Source organism: Bacillus sp. PK6-026 (assembly GCF_054161455.1).
In genome coordinates this window covers 1,594,634-1,610,121 of the sequence record NZ_CP096418.1, presented here as the reverse complement: position 1 = coordinate 1,610,121, position 15,488 = coordinate 1,594,634, and the positions used below count along the sequence as shown (strand labels likewise).

At 47.1% G+C, this 15,488-nt stretch carries 15 protein-coding genes; 6 read left to right on the top strand and 9 right to left on the bottom strand.

Annotated features, from left to right (window positions below; translation table 11 throughout):
* Window positions 1-31: 31 nt before the first annotated feature.
* From pyc to glsA, 4 genes are all read right to left on the bottom strand, one after another.
* Entirely contained in the window at window positions 32-3,475 is a 3,444-nt protein-coding gene (pyc, locus tag M1D59_RS08215; protein WP_020451270.1) for a pyruvate carboxylase, read from the bottom strand.
* Window positions 3,476-3,553: 78 nt separating this feature from the next.
* Window positions 3,554-4,765: an FtsW/RodA/SpoVE family cell cycle protein gene (locus tag M1D59_RS08210; protein ID WP_020451269.1), complete on the bottom strand. Its 1,212-nt coding sequence runs from the start codon at window positions 4,763-4,765 to the stop codon at window positions 3,554-3,556.
* Window positions 4,766-5,098: 333 nt separating this feature from the next.
* Entirely contained in the window at window positions 5,099-5,380 is a 282-nt protein-coding gene (locus M1D59_RS08205; RefSeq protein WP_003181465.1) for a YlaN family protein, read from the bottom strand.
* A 132-nt stretch (window positions 5,381-5,512) separates the two neighbouring features.
* Window positions 5,513-6,457: a glutaminase A gene (glsA, locus tag M1D59_RS08200; protein WP_458117932.1), complete on the bottom strand. Its 945-nt coding sequence runs from the start codon at window positions 6,455-6,457 to the stop codon at window positions 5,513-5,515.
* A 102-nt stretch (window positions 6,458-6,559) separates the two neighbouring features.
* On the opposite strand from glsA, the gene M1D59_RS08195 reads away from it, so the two are divergent.
* Window positions 6,560-7,036 carry a peptidyl-prolyl cis-trans isomerase gene (locus M1D59_RS08195; protein ID WP_458117931.1) on the top strand — a complete coding sequence of 159 codons (477 nt, stop codon included), beginning with the start codon at window positions 6,560-6,562 and terminating at the stop codon, window positions 7,034-7,036.
* Window positions 7,037-7,178: 142 nt separating this feature from the next.
* Here M1D59_RS08195 and M1D59_RS08190 read toward each other — a convergent pair whose 3' ends face one another.
* Window positions 7,179-8,507, bottom strand: coding sequence for a PhoH family protein (locus tag M1D59_RS08190; protein WP_020451266.1), 1,329 nt, complete (start codon window positions 8,505-8,507; stop codon window positions 7,179-7,181).
* A gap of 155 nt (window positions 8,508-8,662) precedes the next feature.
* Here M1D59_RS08190 and M1D59_RS08185 point away from each other — a divergent pair, with 155 nt between their 5' ends.
* The 4 genes from M1D59_RS08185 (at window position 8,663) to M1D59_RS08170 (ending at window position 11,816) form a co-directional block, all read left to right on the top strand.
* The gene (locus M1D59_RS08185) at window positions 8,663-9,277 is read left to right on the top strand and encodes a YhcN/YlaJ family sporulation lipoprotein (RefSeq protein ID WP_020451265.1); all 615 of its coding nucleotides are present in this window, start codon (window positions 8,663-8,665) and stop codon (window positions 9,275-9,277) included.
* Window positions 9,278-9,396: 119 nt separating this feature from the next.
* On the top strand, window positions 9,397-9,603 hold the full coding sequence (locus tag M1D59_RS08180; RefSeq protein WP_003181456.1) for a YlaI family protein: 207 nt from the start codon (window positions 9,397-9,399) through the stop codon (window positions 9,601-9,603).
* Window positions 9,604-9,740: 137 nt separating this feature from the next.
* A complete protein-coding gene (locus M1D59_RS08175; RefSeq protein ID WP_216920504.1) occupies window positions 9,741-11,237 on the top strand; it encodes a monooxygenase in 1,497 nt (498 codons plus the stop codon).
* A gap of 72 nt (window positions 11,238-11,309) precedes the next feature.
* Window positions 11,310-11,816, top strand: coding sequence for a MarR family transcriptional regulator (locus M1D59_RS08170; protein WP_020451263.1), 507 nt, complete (start codon window positions 11,310-11,312; stop codon window positions 11,814-11,816).
* A gap of 21 nt (window positions 11,817-11,837) precedes the next feature.
* Here M1D59_RS08170 and M1D59_RS08165 read toward each other — a convergent pair whose 3' ends face one another.
* Both M1D59_RS08165 and typA read right to left on the bottom strand, forming a co-directional pair.
* Window positions 11,838-12,158, bottom strand: a complete 321-nt coding sequence (locus tag M1D59_RS08165; protein WP_003181448.1) for a YlaH-like family protein — start codon at window positions 12,156-12,158, stop codon at window positions 11,838-11,840.
* 57 nt (window positions 12,159-12,215) lie between these two features.
* On the bottom strand, window positions 12,216-14,054 hold the full coding sequence (typA, locus tag M1D59_RS08160; protein WP_020451262.1) for a translational GTPase TypA: 1,839 nt from the start codon (window positions 14,052-14,054) through the stop codon (window positions 12,216-12,218).
* Between the two features lie 160 nt (window positions 14,055-14,214).
* On the opposite strand from typA, the gene M1D59_RS08155 reads away from it, so the two are divergent.
* Window positions 14,215-14,403: a YlaF family protein gene (locus M1D59_RS08155; protein WP_020451261.1), complete on the top strand. Its 189-nt coding sequence runs from the start codon at window positions 14,215-14,217 to the stop codon at window positions 14,401-14,403.
* Between the two features lie 77 nt (window positions 14,404-14,480).
* On the opposite strand, the gene M1D59_RS08150 is transcribed toward M1D59_RS08155, so the two are convergent.
* Both M1D59_RS08150 and M1D59_RS08145 read right to left on the bottom strand, forming a co-directional pair.
* A complete protein-coding gene (locus M1D59_RS08150; protein WP_458117930.1) occupies window positions 14,481-14,777 on the bottom strand; it encodes an anti-sigma factor family protein in 297 nt (98 codons plus the stop codon).
* Window positions 14,778-14,781: 4 nt separating this feature from the next.
* On the bottom strand, window positions 14,782-15,297 hold the full coding sequence (locus tag M1D59_RS08145) for a sigma-70 family RNA polymerase sigma factor (RefSeq protein WP_020451258.1): 516 nt from the start codon (window positions 15,295-15,297) through the stop codon (window positions 14,782-14,784).
* Window positions 15,298-15,488 lie beyond the last annotated feature (191 nt).

Sequence of the window (15,488 nt, the reverse complement as noted above, 5' to 3'; positions counted from 1 at the left end):
AGGCCGCCGACAAAAGTCAGCGGCCGCACTTTTATTTTTTCAGCTCAATGAGGAGGTCGCCGGTTTGAATGGCTTCTCCGTTTGTCACATGAATGTTTTCAACAGTTCCTGAAAACGGAGCCTGAACGGTCGTTTCCATTTTCATTGCTTCATTGATCATTAAATGATCGCCCTTCTTCACTTGGTCCCCTTTGCTTACAAGAAGCTTAATCACCGTTCCCGGCATGGACGCCGCGATATGATTCGGGTTTGAACGGTCGGCTTTCACCTTTTGATGAACGGACGATTTAATGCTTTCGTCTTTAATGACCACTTCGCGAGGCTGGCCGTTCAGTTCAAAGTAGACGACTCTCGTCGCATCAGGACGCGGTTCGCCGATAGAGACAAGTTTGACGATCAGCGTTTTCCCTCTTTCGATCTCGACTTCGATTTCTTCGCCAAGCGTCATGCCGTAGAAGAAGGTCGGTGTATCAAGCACTGAGATGTCCCCGTACAGTTCCGCTGTCTTAACATACTCGGTAAACACTTTCGGATAAAGCGCATATGCAACAGCATCCTGATCGGAAAGCTCCAGATCATGCGTTTCCTTAAACTCCGCTTTTATATCGTCAAACGAAACGGGTTCGAGAAGTTCTCCAGGGCGCACTGTAATCGGCTCCTGCCCTTTCAAAATCAGCTTTTGCAATTTCTCAGGGAATCCGCCGTGAGGCTGGCCGATATACCCTTTAAAAAGCTCGACTACTGAGTCAGGAAAATCGAGTGATTCTCCTCTTTCGTAAATATCATCTTCCGTCAGGTTATTTTGCACCATGTAAAGTGCCATATCCCCGACGACTTTAGATGACGGCGTAACCTTTACGATGTCCCCGAACAGGTGGTTGACCCGGCTGTACATTTCTTTCACTTCATTCCAGCGATCACCGAGGCCGACTCCCTTAGCCTGCTGCTGAAGGTTGCTGTATTGGCCGCCAGGCATTTCATGCTTGTAAATTTCGGTATGAGGCGCGTTCATGCCGCTCTCAAACTCGCTGTAGTATTTTCTGACAGACTCCCAATATTGAGACAGCGACTCTACCGCATCGACATTCAGCTGCGGACGGCGTTTATCGCCTTCAAGCGCATGATAAAGCGAGCTTGCGCTTGGCTGTGATGTCAGGCCCGCCATAGAGCTGACCGCTACGTCGACGATGTCGACGCCTGCTTCTATCGCCTTCGCGTACATAAAAATACCGTTGCCGCTCGTGTCGTGTGTATGCAAGTGGATCGGAATATCGATCGTCTCTTTCAAAGCTGACACCAGTTCGTATGCTGCTTGAGGTCTCAGCAGGCCGGCCATATCTTTAATGCCGAGAATATGCGCCCCCGCTGATTCAAGCTCTTTTGCCATTGACGTATAATATTCAAGGTTATATTTTGTTCTGTTCGGATCGAGAATGTCTCCGGTATAGCAGATCGCGGCTTCGGCAAGTTTGCCCGACTCGCGCACTGCATCAATGGCGAGCGTCATCCCTTTAACCCAGTTCAAGCTGTCAAAAATGCGGAATACATCGATTCCGGCCGCAGCGGATTCGCTGACAAACTTTTTAATCAGGTTGTCAGGGTAGTTTGTATACCCGACGGCATTCGAAGATCTCAACAGCATTTGAAACATCGTATTCGGAATTTCCTTCCGCAGCTTCTCAAGCCTTTTCCACGGGTCTTCTTTCAAGAAACGGTAAGCGACATCAAAAGTGGCGCCGCCCCACATTTCAAGGCTGAAAAGCTCAGGCCAGAGCGCAGCTGTCGGATTGGCGATTTTCTCCAAATCATGCGTTCTGAATCTTGTCGCAAGCAGTGACTGATGGGCATCGCGGAACGTCGTATCAGTGAGAAGCACTTCCTCTTGATCTTTCACCCATTTGACGAGCCCTTCAGCTCCGCGTTCATCAAGAATCTGTTTTGTTCCGCTCGCGATCGGCTGATCGACATCCGTTTTGACGATCTGGGGTTTGTCGAACTCCGGCTTCTTCTTTTTATCAATGCCCGGGAAGCCGTTGACCGTTACGTTCCCGATATACGTCAGCATTTTTGTTCCGCGGTCTCTCTGCTTAGGAAAGACAAAGAGTTCCGGCGTTGTATCAATAAAAGACGTGTCGTATTGCCCTGTGAGAAATTTTTCGTGTTTCGCCACGTTTTCAAGGAAAGGAATATTCGTTTTGATTCCCCTGATCCTGAATTCCTGTAGGTTGCGGACCATTTTGGCCGCCGCCTGTTCAAACGTCAGAGCCCAGGTTGAAAGCTTAACAAGCAGCGAGTCATAATAAGGCGTAATGACAGCGCCCTGAAAACTGTTTCCGGTATCAAGCCTCACCCCGAAACCGCCGCCTGAGCGATATGCCATGATTTTGCCTGTGTCAGGCATGAAATTGTTTGACGGGTCTTCAGTCGTAACCCTTGACTGGATCGCATATCCGTGCAGCGTGATGGCATCCTGGTTCGGAATGCTGATTTCGCTGCTGCCCAGACTGAGTCCGGCAGCAATCAGGATTTGTGTCTGAACGATATCGACACCCGTCACCATTTCCGTAATGGTGTGCTCCACCTGAACACGCGGGTTGACTTCAATAAAGAAAAACTCATCGTTCGCAACTAAAAATTCGACCGTACCGGCATTGACATAATCAACATTCTTCGCAAGCTTAACGGCAGCATCGCAAATCTTTTCCCGGAGGGACTCAGAAAGCGAAACGCTCGGCGCTATTTCGATAACCTTTTGATGACGCCTTTGCACAGAGCAGTCACGGTCGTAAAGGTGAACCACGTTACCTTCTTTGTCTCCGATGACTTGAACTTCAATGTGCTTCGGCTTTTCGATCAGCTTTTCGACATACACTTCATCATTACCAAAAGCGGCTTTCGCCTCTGATTTTGCCCTGTTATAGGATTCCTCCAGCTCCGATTCGTCTCTGACGATCCGCATGCCGCGGCCGCCGCCGCCAAGCGACGCTTTGATGATAAACGGATATCCGAACTCCTCCGCAAATTGTTTGACCTCCGCGATATCAGCCACTGGGCCGTCGCTCCCCGGTATGACGGGAATTCCTGCTTTTTCAGCTTGTTCACGGGCTTTTACTTTGTCTCCAAACATATCGAGGTGCTTGGAGGTCGGTCCGATAAAGATGATGCCTTCCTCTTCACACCGCTTGGCAAACTGAATGTTTTCAGACAGGAAGCCGTAGCCCGGATGGATGGCATCCACATGGTTGCGTTTCGCAATCTCGATGATCCCTTCAATATCAAGATAAGCATCAATCGGCTTTTTCCCTTCGCCGACCAAGTATGCTTCATCGGCTTTGTATCTGTGGTATGATCCGCTGTCTTCTTTAGAATAGATCGCTACCGTACGGATATTCAGTTCTGTGCAGGCGCGAAATACGCGGATAGCGATTTCCCCTCTGTTTGCAACAAGAACTTTTTGAATAGACTGTTGTGACATGTCGTTCCCCCTCATCCGCTGTTTTAAGTATGTATCTATTCTAAATGAATCGGATGGACATTGTACACGCTTAGTTTTTTAAAAATTTATACTTTTTTTATATTGATTTTCTTTGGTTTTTGTAGTATCGACAGGCTGTTTTCGTTTGAACCGGTCAAAGTATTCATTAAACATGCTGATGTTCACCAATATCCCCGCGCTTGCCATCAGCAGAATGAGCGATGACCCTCCATAGCTGATAAACGGAAGCGTCACCCCTGTCAAAGGAATCAAGCCGGATATGCCGCCCAGGTTCACGAAAGACTGGATGGCGATCATGCTTGATATCCCGATCGCAAGCAGGCTTCCAAACGGGTCGTCGCATTTTCTCGCAATATAAAACCCTTTTAAAACGATGAAAGCGAGCAGCAGCACGACAAAAAGGACGCCGAAAATGCCGAGCTCCTCGGCGATGACCGCCATAATGAAATCGGTGTGCGTTTCAGGCAGATATCCATACTTCTGCACGCTTTCGCCGAGACCCAGGCCGAACAGCCCTCCCGAACCGATCGCCAAGTAGGAGTTGACGACTTGAAAACCAGATTTCTGTGCGTCTTTAAACGGGTTTTGGTAGCTTTCAAACCGATTCATCCGTCCTTCTGTTAAAATGCTGTCCCAGTTGAAATAAATGAGCGGGCTGACGAGCACAAGGACAGCCCCGGCCAAAAGTACGAGCTTTAACAGCGTTTTGCCGCTGAATCCCGAGCACAAAATAATGCACAAAGCGATTAAAGCGATGATAAAGGCCGTTCCCACATCCGGCTGAGCAGCGACCAGGGCGCAAATGAAAAGCGTGATGATTGCGGGAGGGGCGATTCCGGCTCCCAAGTTGTCAATATAGCTTTGCTTTTTGGCATAGACGGAAGAAAGATACAAGATGACGGTCAGCTTGACAAACTCCCCCGGCTGGATGCCGTAATTCGAAACCCTGAACCAGCTTTGGGCATTCCCGGCCACGTGTCCGACAACGAACAGCCCGAACAAAGCGACAACGGAAATGAGCAGCAAAAACTTTTGGAATTTTTGATTGGCAAAAGCCTTATACGGAAAAAGCGCCGCGCATAAAAATATGACGGTTCCGAGCACCAAAAACATCAGCTGCCTGTCAAAAAAGTAGCTGCTGTCTTGTCCGTACCTTGTCACGGCTGTGATCATGCTTGAGCTGTACACCATGACGAGCCCGAACCCGCACAGCAGGAATACAGCGAAGATTAATGAATAATCATAGGATTTGAGCATTCTTTTTATCATATTATTATCCTCTTCCTTACTTGCCTTCAAAATGTGTTTGTGGTAACTCCTTCGTTATTTTACTACACTTTCTTAAAAAGCACGAAAGATACCCTTTTCATAAGACTTCGAATCTCGTCTGAAAGAAAAGTCCGTCTGTTCCAAGACAGCCGTTCTATTTTTTTATCGGCATACCATGCGTCTTCGTTTATTCGGCACGAACAGCATTCATTCCTTCATCAGCGGACGTTTTCTTTCTCATTCCATAACAAAAAAAGCCTGCCGGCAGTTTGTTTCTATCGAAACGTCGTCGACAAGCTGACTCAGACAGAAAGATTCTTCTGAGGTGTTCATTTATTTTTTTGTAAATGCATCATGTAATGCAGACAATTCACGTTCCAGCCTGTAAAGCAGTTCTTTACCCTCTTCTTCATCCACTAATCCAAGGCGGACAGCAAAATCAATTTCCCTAGAGAGTCCGAACATTTGTGTATCTAAAACCTCTTCATAAAGAGGACATTGAGGCATCGTTAAGTTGTCCATTTGCACTTGAATCAGCTTTAAGATTTTATCAGCATCACGTTTTAACAGGGCAAGTGCTTTTTCACGATGGTCGACTACAATCTCAGACGCCAAAAGTATCCCTCCGTTCCCCAGGCGAGTACCTAATTCTTCTATTTATGATAAAGCCTCAGCCGAAAAAAAGCAAGCTATTTCTGTCCTTTCGCCGTTTTTCAAAGACTCGCATTTTAAGCTTCCGCTCACGTTTTAAAAAATGCTTAAACTGTAGTTCGCCGATAACAGCTCTAAAAGCCGGATTCCGGCGATGCTGTTTCCCTTTTCATCAAGCGAGGGCCCGAAGATGCCGATGCCGAAACGGTATGGGGATAGACCCATGATTCCCCCTGAAACCCCGCTTTTGGCGGGTATGCCGATTTTGATTGCGAATTCGCCGCTGGCATTATACATTCCGCATGTCACCATAAATGTTTTGCAAATTCTCGCGATATCCTTCGGTATGATTTGTTCTCCCGTTTCGGGATGCTTGCCGTTCAAAGCAAAAACAGAACCGATTTTCGCCAAGTCTAAGCTGTTCATTTCAATGGCGCACTGCTTTGTATACACATCCATGACATCCTCAACCTCAGCCTGAAAAATACCGTGCTCTTTCATGTAGTAGCACATCGCCCTGTTGACCATCGAGGTTTCAAATTCAGATTCGGCGACCTTCTCACAAAAGGTAATATTCCGGTTATTTGCCAGTTTTTTAATAAAATCAAGAAGCCTGCCGATCTTATCGGCATTCGTCTCTCCTTTAATCATGCTTGTCACCACCAATGCTCCGGCATTTATCATCGGATTCAGCGGCTTCCCCGGGTTGACGGTTTCAAGTTTGATGATGGAGTTAAACGGATCACCAGTCGGCTCTTGTCCTACATAATGAAACACTGTTTCCGGGCCGTGATCGAGCAGGACGAGAGCAAGCGACAATACTTTTGAGATGCTTTGCAGAGTGAAGGCTTTTTCCACGTCTCCCGCTGATATACACGTCCCGTCCGTAAAGTAGACCGCCGCCGATAAATCGTCCTCCGATAATTCAGCCAAAGCCGGTATGTAAGATGCAACCTTTCCTTTGTCGGTCATTTTTTTCGCTTCCGTGACAAAATATTCAAGCTCCTCATTATCCCGGCAATTCAAGTTTTTCCCCTCCATCCGAGCGTCGTTGCTGTTATCTTTCCCGGAGAGGGCTTTTGTTATGAGAAGTGACAATTTGAAAGAAAGCGCTTATAATTTTTGTGAGGGAGTGGTAGAGACATGAGCATTGTAACGATCACAGGAAATGTAAAGTATCAGATTACGCTCGATCCGAGCGTTTGGATTTTTGATGACCGAAAATTCGATCTCGATCAGTTCTTTTCAGATTTCAGAGAGGTAAAAGATGACGACCTTGTGATTGACCGGGAACGGCAAATCAGGGAAGGTGCTGTATCGCCGCCGACACTGAAATCAGAGAAAAAATATGAAAAGGAGAAATTGCTTGACGGCACTTTCGGGATCAAGCTTGAACCTTTTTTGAAAAATGCGGAGGTGACAGGCTCCGCCGTCAAATGTCTCTTCAAAACAGAAGGTGAAGACGTTTCCGTTCCGATCGAAGAAGCGGGCGGCATGATTCTCTGCTTCAGCAACAATGGCAAGCCGCTTGGCGAAGACGGGCCTGTACACGTTTATTTTCCCGACGGTTCAAACAGGATGACTCCTGTGAAACGAGTAAAAGAAATTCACATTGTTTAAAGCTACAACACTGCAACGGGTGCGCCGGAGGCGATGAAAAACTCCGCCTCCTCTTTCCCGGCCGGGCTATCGGCTCTTGCCGGCAACCCGGCCCGCGGGCCATACAAGTTGCAACCCGGGTTAAACGCCCGGTTTTTTTTATTTACAGCAGATCGGCTGCAAGCCTGGCCAGCCGGGAGCGCTCTCCTTTTAAAAGCTTCACGTTTCCGGAAATTTTTTGATCCTTAAAGCGCTCGACAACATAGGCCAGGCCGTTGTTCATCGCATCTAAATAAGGATGGTCGATCTGTTCGGTGTCTCCCATCAATACGATTTTACTGCCTTCCCCGACGCGGGTCAGAAGCGTTTTGACTTCATGCTTGGTCAGATTTTGAGCCTCATCAATGATGATGAATTGGTCAGGAATGCTTCTGCCCCTTATATATGTGAGGGCTTCGACTTGAATGGAGCCCATCCCCGCTAAAATATCATCAAGCTCCCCCGGCTTTTTTGCATTGAACAAGTATTCCAGGTTATCAAAAATAGGCTGGACCCACGGACGAAGTTTTTCTTCTTTTTCACCCGGAAGATAGCCGAGATCTTTTCCGACAGGAACGATCGGCCTTGTGACAACAAGTTTTTTAAAATTCCCCAGGTCTTCTGTCTGCAGCAGCCCTGCTGCCAACGCAAGCAGGGTTTTTCCTGTGCCGGCTTTTCCAATCAGGGTGACAAGCGGAATATCTTGTCTTAAAAGAAGTTCCAAAGCCATCGTCTGCTGTACATTTCGCGAACGTATGCCCCAAACCTGTTCCTGATCGAAAACAAGCTTTTTAACGGCTTTTCCGCTTTGATCTACGATCCCTACGGCAGAGGATGATCCGCCGAGCGCGTCCTTCATAACGACAAACTGGTTCGGACGCAGCATCTCACTGCTGATTTCGTGAAGCGGCAAATCGTGATGTTCAAAAAAGGAATTCATCTGATCCGGGCGAATGTACACGTCCGTATAACCGCTGTATATATCATCATTGTCGACAACCCTGTCGTGCAAAAAATCCTCTGACATCAAGCCGATGGCATCGGCTTTGACACGGATCAGCATATCTTTGCTGACAAGGATAACCGGCCTGCCGTCTTCTTTCGTTTCCTCTTCCAGGCTGAGATTTTTCGCTACGGCTAAAATACGGTTGTCGCTTGTTTTTTCGATAAAAATTTCTTGAAGCTGCTGAAAAGAGCGATGGTTCAGCTCGATTCTCAAGCTTCCTCCGTTTGGTAGGGGAACATTTTCATACAGCCTTCCTTTTAAACGCAAATCATCTATCAATTTAGATACGCGCCTTGCATTCCTCCCAATTTCATCCATGTAGCGTTTCTTTGAGTCGACTTCCTCCAATACGACAGCCGGGATGACAACCTCGTTATCTTCAAAAGAAAAGATTGAATTCGGATCCTGCAATAACACATTCGTATCCAGCACATAAATTTTACTCAATCTTCCGCCTCCTGATCAGGATTTTTAGCCTTTTCTTTTCAATTGGGTTAAAAGCTGATGGAGCGCCCGCTAAAATATATGTTTTTGTGAATAAAGATAGAAGGTTAATTCAACAATAAAAATTAATGAAAGCATTTTTAAGGAGGCAACCTCAAGTGCGAATCTTTTTTTTGATCCTAATTCAAACCGTTATGCTGCTTTCAGCCTGCGGCATTCAAAATAATGCCCGAAATGAAGCGAACGAGCTTCCCGGCAACAAACCGATTCAAGTAAAAAACAGCTCCCAAGAGCCGGTGAACCGTAAAGACGGGCAAGCCATCTCGCGGCGCCTTGTGAAGATCACTGAAAGCGTTCCGGGTGTCAATGATGCGACCGCCGTCGTGCTCGGCAGGCTAGCCGTCGTCGGAATTGATGTGAAAGACAATTTGGAGCGCAGCAAAGTCGAATCTATTAAGTATTCCGTGGCTGAAGCGCTGCAGAATGACCCTTACGGAGCAAACGCCGCCGTTGTCGCAGATCCCGACACCGTCAACCGCCTGCGGGCAATGGGCAGGGAAATTCAAGCGGGACGTCCTGTCAAAGGGATTCTCGACGAGCTGGCAGCCATCGTCGGGCGCGTCCTTCCTGAAGTGCCGAACGACGCAACAGACAATCAGCAAACAAATCCTACAAAATCCAACAACGACCAGCTGAATGACAGAAACCAGAAACAGCTTGAAAAGGAGCAAAATAAGCAATCGAACAAGCATATGAAAAATCGGCAGCCATAACTTTTAAAAGCCTGTGCCACTGTTTTCTTGACGGCACAGGCTTTTTCCTTTTTTCTAAAGGAGAAAATTTATTTGTCCGATTGATTAAGGTATAATGAATCGTAAGCGAGGTGAATCAAGTGAGGGTAAAGTGTTCATTGTGTGACAAAATCGAAAAAATCGATGATGACACACTCATTGCCAAACGTCTCCGAAACCGGCCGATACATACTTATATGTGCCATGAATGCAGCGAACGAATTAAAATCAAAACCGAAAACCGGATGAAAACCGGCCGTTTTAAGTTATATCCGCACAGAAAAGATAAAGAGCAGATCAAGTCGTAAAGCATGGACAAGCTCCATGCTTTTTTATCGCCTTTTTTGTTACATCAGTAACAAAATTAAAGATTATAGTTGATAAACATTTTCATTTGTAGTATTTTAAAATTGTTTCATGAGTAACAAAAAAGGAGTGATTCATCATGGATTTTGATGTACTGATCGCAGGCGGCGGCCCCGTCGGTCTGCTGACGGCTTCCGAGCTGGCTTTGGCCGGTGTCCAGACCTGTATTGTCGAACGGCTGAAAGAGCCTTCTCCATTCTCAAAAGCGCTCACACTGCATCCGCGCTCAATCGAGATACTTGAAATGAGGGGGCTTGGAGAACAGTTTAAGGAAATTGGCAAACCGATTCCTTCGGGGCATTTTGCCGGTCTGAAGACTGGATTGGACTTTTCTGCGCTTGACACGCAAGCCAATTTTACATTGTTCATCCCCCAATACGAAACTGAGAAGCTGCTTGAGGAACATGCGCGAAATCTCGGTGTCTGCATCCTTCGCGGTCATGAAGTTCTCGCTGTCCGCGAGCATGAGGAAACCGCCGAGCTCGTCGTCCAGGGACCCGACGGCCTGTCCTTTCTAACCGCTTCCTATATCGTCGGTGCTGACGGAGCCGGAAGTATCATTCGCAAACAGGCGCGCATCGCTTTTTCCGGAACTGATGCAAATATCACGGCAATGCTTGGTGATGTGTCGCTTGAAAATCCGCCGGAATCTCATTTTTATACTTGCGAGAACCGTGAAGGTGCCGTTGTGATCGTGCCTTTAGACGGCGGCATTTTCCGCGTCCTCATAACGGCGCCGCACATGCCTCAAGCTTTGCTTCACGAGCCCGTCACACTGGAAGAATTAAAAACAGAACTCAAGCGCATCTGCGGCACGGACCTTGGAATGGACAGCCCGGTTTGGATGTCCCGCTTCGGAAATGCCAGCAAGTTGGCGGAGCATTACCGTTCCGGCAGAATTTTCTTGGCTGGAGATGCCGCGCATATTCATTTTCCCGCGGGAGGGCAAGGTTTAAATGTCGGGCTTCAGGACGCGATGAACCTTGGCTGGAAACTCGCGGCAAAGATCAACGGACGGTGCCCCGACTGGCTGCTTGACAGTTACCATAATGAAAGACACCCTGTCGGGGAAGCGCTGCTCGTCAATACACAAATCCAAACAAAGCTGTTTGATTTTACACGTGAAGGCCTGTACCTCCGCGAATTATTATCCGGCATTCTCGGATTTTCAGACGTCAATCGCTATCTGGCAGAACAAATTACGGCGCTCAGCGTGCAATACGAAGCAGATGAAAAGATGCCTGAACATGAGCTGAACGGAAAACGTCTCCCAGATATCGATCTGACCCTTTCAGATGGTACTGTCAAACGGCTCTACACTTTTCTCCGTGATGGACGCTTTTTATTAGCAACATTCGGGATAGAAACGAAGGAATTTTCCATCCTTCCTCACGTCCGGCGTATACAAGTGAAAGCAATTGACGGCAGGCCTGAATGGAATGGGGTAAAAGCAGCGCTGATCCGTCCCGACGGTCACGTGGCCTGGGCTGTCGACGAATCCATGGAAAACGCGGAGCAATTGATTGCCGATGGTATCCACCGCTGGTGCGGGAACTCTCACATTCAGTCTGTTTAATCATTTTGTTTCATGCGCAACAAAATGATATAATCAAAGCAGAAACATCGATTAAAGGAGCCGATTTTCTGCATGGAGCATTTAACACACGCAAAACAAGAAATATTCGATCTGTACATCAGGCTCATTCATCAGCAAGAGCAGCAAGAAACCGTCATGAAAGAGCGCATCTCCGCTGAAATGAAAAAGATGGAACGCGAATTCGGAGCTGAACTGAAACTCAACATGTCTGACATCCATACGATCAGCTGCATTGGCGACCACGAACCGATCAACGTCACCTCGATTTCCGAGAAGATGGGATTTTCAAAAGCGACGGTCTCAAGGATCACCGCAAAGCTGACCGAAAAAGGCCTCGTCAGCAAGACACAGCTCAGCGACAATAAAAAAGAAATCTACTTCCGCTTAAGCCATAAAGGGAGAAGTATTCATCACCTTCACCAGCGTGAGCACGAAAAAATCGAACAAAGGTTTAAACGATTTTTAAGCCGGTATTCAGCAGATGAGATTCTTTTTGCCAGGGCTTTGTTTCGGGACTTATTAACAGCGGATTTTCTGGCGGATACAGAAAAGACATAGCCTTCTTTGGCTATGTCTTTTCTACGTATTCGCCCCCGTCTGCTCTTTTTTCGAACGGTGCAGACGGATTTTGTAAATCGAAAGGATTAAAACGGCTACGATCAGCCCTTCTCCAACCGGCAGAAAAACGCCGAAAAAAGTTAAAAACGTACAGCCTAGCGCCAGAAAAAAGTAAATGATCGCCGTTTTCAACAGCGGCAGCCGTTTGGCGAACCCCAGTTTAAAGACGACCGCAGACAGGACGAAGATGGTGGCATAAAGCCACCACATTCCCGCCTCAGGATTCTGGTCCACTTTATAAAGAGCGGCAAAAAACGACAGCCGTTCACTTACATCAGTCAAAAAGATTCCCCTCCCCTTTGCTTAGTTGGGTTGCTCTTTTTTTAGGTTCTGCAAATGTTACGACAATCCTGCCAGCTTTTTCTTTTTCGCTGCTTTTTCGCGTTCGTTTTTGTCGAGAATTTTCTTTCTCAATCTGATGGATTCAGGCGTGACTTCGCAGTACTCATCCTCGTTCAAGTATTCAAGCGATTCTTCAAGCGACATGATACGCGGTTTTTTCATGCTGACCGTCTGATCTTTCGTCGCTGAGCGCACGTTTGTCTGCTGCTTCATTTTATTGATGTTGACGACAAGGTCGTTTTCACGGTTGTGCTCGCCGACGATCATACCTTCATATACTTCTGTGCCCGGCTCGACAAAAATCACGCCGCGTTCTTCAACGCCTTGAATGCCGTAAGCTGAAGCTTTCCCGGTATCCATTGAAACAAGCACACCTTGGCGGCGTCCGCCGACTTGCCCAGGCTCAACAGGCTGATAGCTGTCAAACGTATGGTTTAAAATCCCGAAACCGCGTGTAAGGGAAAGGAATTCGGTTGAGTAGCCGATTAATCCGCGTGAAGGAACGTTGAAAATCAGGCGGACCTGCCCGTTTCCGTTATTGATCATGTCGATCATTTCACCTTTGCGCGCGCCCATTGATTCCATTACAGATCCGGTATGCTCTTCAGGCACATCGATTTGCACACGTTCAACAGGCTCACAGCGAACGCCGTCGATTTCTTTAATGATGACTTCCGGCTTCGATACTTGCAGTTCAAAGCCTTCACGGCGCATGTTTTCGATTAAAATCGACAAATGCAGCTCACCGCGACCGGATACGACCCAGGCGTCAGGAGATGGCGTCGGATCGACTCGAAGGCTGACATCTGTCTGAAGTTGCTGTTCAAGGCGCTCTTCAATCTTCCTGGCCGTGACATATTTTCCTTCGCGACCGGCAAAAGGACTGTTGTTAACCGCGAACGTCATTTGAAGCGTCGGCTCGTCAATGCGCAGAACCGGAAGCGCCTCTTGATGCTCAATCGGGCAGACGGTCTCTCCGACATTGATGTCTTCCATTCCTGATACCGCGACAAGGTCGCCGGCTTTCGCTTCTTCAATTTCGACCCTTTTCAAGCCCTGGAAACCGAAGATTTTCGTTACGCGGAACGGCTTGATAGAACCGTCAAGCTTCATTAAAGCAACTTGCTGTCCGACCTTCATCGTTCCTCTGAACACGCGTCCGATTCCGATACGGCCGACATAATCATTGTAGTCAAGCAGAGCGACCTGGAACTGCAAAGGCTCCTCATGGTTATCGACAGGACAAGGAATATGGTTGACAATCGCTTCGAATAAAGCTTCCATATTTTCATCCTGCTGCTTCGGATCAGCTGAAGCGGTGCCGTTGATCGCAGAAGCGTAAACAACCGGGAATTCAAGCTGTTCTTCATTGGCATCAAGCTCGATAAACAAATCGAGCACTTCGTCAACGACCTCTTCAGGCCGGGCAAAATCGCGGTCGATCTTATTGACAACAACGATTGGCGTCAAGTTTTGCTCAAGTGCTTTTTTCAGCACAAAGCGGGTTTGCGGCATGCAGCCTTCATAAGCGTCAACAACAAGCAGAACGCCGTCGACCATTTTCATGATCCGCTCAACTTCCCCGCCGAAATCTGCGTGTCCCGGAGTATCCAAAATATTAATGCGTGTATCTTTATAGTTAATCGCTGTATTTTTCGCTAAAATCGTAATGCCGCGCTCTCTTTCCAAGTCATTGGAATCCATGGCGCGCTCCGCCACGTTTTCATTTGCACGGAATGTGCCAGCCTGATGGAGGAGCTGATCCACAAGCGTCGTTTTTCCATGGTCAACGTGGGCGATAATAGCGATATTGCGAAGATCTTCTCGAAGTTTCACATTTTCATCTCCTAAAAAATTTAGATAATCTTTCATATTATAACTGACGAACGAAGTTATTTCAATTTCTTTCAAATATCCAGCTTCGGTTGACCCTTTCTATTCAGCGCGATTTTCTGTAAACTAAGAGTAGACTTCATACTAAGGGGATGGGAAAACAGTGAAACAAATCAAATGGATATTCTTATTATTCGCACTTGCTGCAGTGATCAGCATCATGATGATCGGCGTTGCAGTCGCCGAAAAAAGCGCTGCCGGCGTCGCAATTGCCGTCGCAATTCTGATCGTCATTATGGGGAGCGGTTTTACTCTCAAAAAAAGAATGCGCGAAAAAGGCCTGCTTGAATAAAAAAGAGCCCCTTCCGGCTGAAGGGGCTTTTGATTATTAAATTCCAAAAAAACTGGCGGCAGGTTACCCGCCAGTTCTTATAAAAAGAATAAATAAATCAAAAGCATCAGCAAGTAGCCTCCGCCAAAAAGCGCTGCCCCTTTGAGAATCAGCCTTTGATAGTATTCTTTCCTGAATTTTTGTTCTTCCGCTTCTCCTGCTTCCGTTGGCAATCTGTCGTCATCATGAAAATTGACAGGTTCCCTCATCATGTCATACATTTCCCGGCAATCTGCACACGTTTTGATGTGCGCCATAACCAAATGTTCCGTTTTGCGGCTGCAATCGCCTTCTATGTATAGAGGCAGTAAATCTCTCACAAGATGACATTTCATATTGTTAAACCTCCCTGCCTTCCAAGCTTTTTTTCAGCTCAAGGCGAGCCCGGTGAAGATTGGTTTTTACCTTTGACAGTTTCCAATCGAGCACTTCCGCTATTTCCTCATAGGAAAGCTCCTGAAACTCTCTTAAAATAAGTACGGTCTGGTAATGTTCTTTCAGCCGGTCAATGTGATGTTTCAGCTCCTCCTGCCTTATGGCGTTTGCCAAATGGCGCTCAGGCATTTCAAACGTGTGCTGTTCCATGTCGCCGCAGGCCGTCACATCGGAAAACCGGATTTTTTTATCTTTTCTGTACCAGTTGATAAACGTATGATGCGCGATCGTATACAGCCATGTTTTGATCGAGGAATGGCCTCTGAAAGACTCCAGGCCCGCAAAAGCTTTCAGAAACGTATCCTGTGCCAGGTCTTTCGCCGTCTCAAGCTGATGGGTTCGCCTGTACAAATAGTACATAATGTCATGATAATATTCCCTGTACAGTTCTTCAATCGTCTGTTTTTTATTGGAAGCCATTTAGAAAAAAACCACACCGTCATCCAAATCGAAAGGAGCAGGAAAGCACCATACAACGAGTAAACAAAAACCATGATATGACGGAGCTGCTGACGATCATCTGCCTTTTGTATGCCGGGAAGCGTTCTATTCTCGACTGCTGCCTCTTCAGCCTGGCCTTGAAAAAGCTGCTCATGCTCTTTCATCCAGAT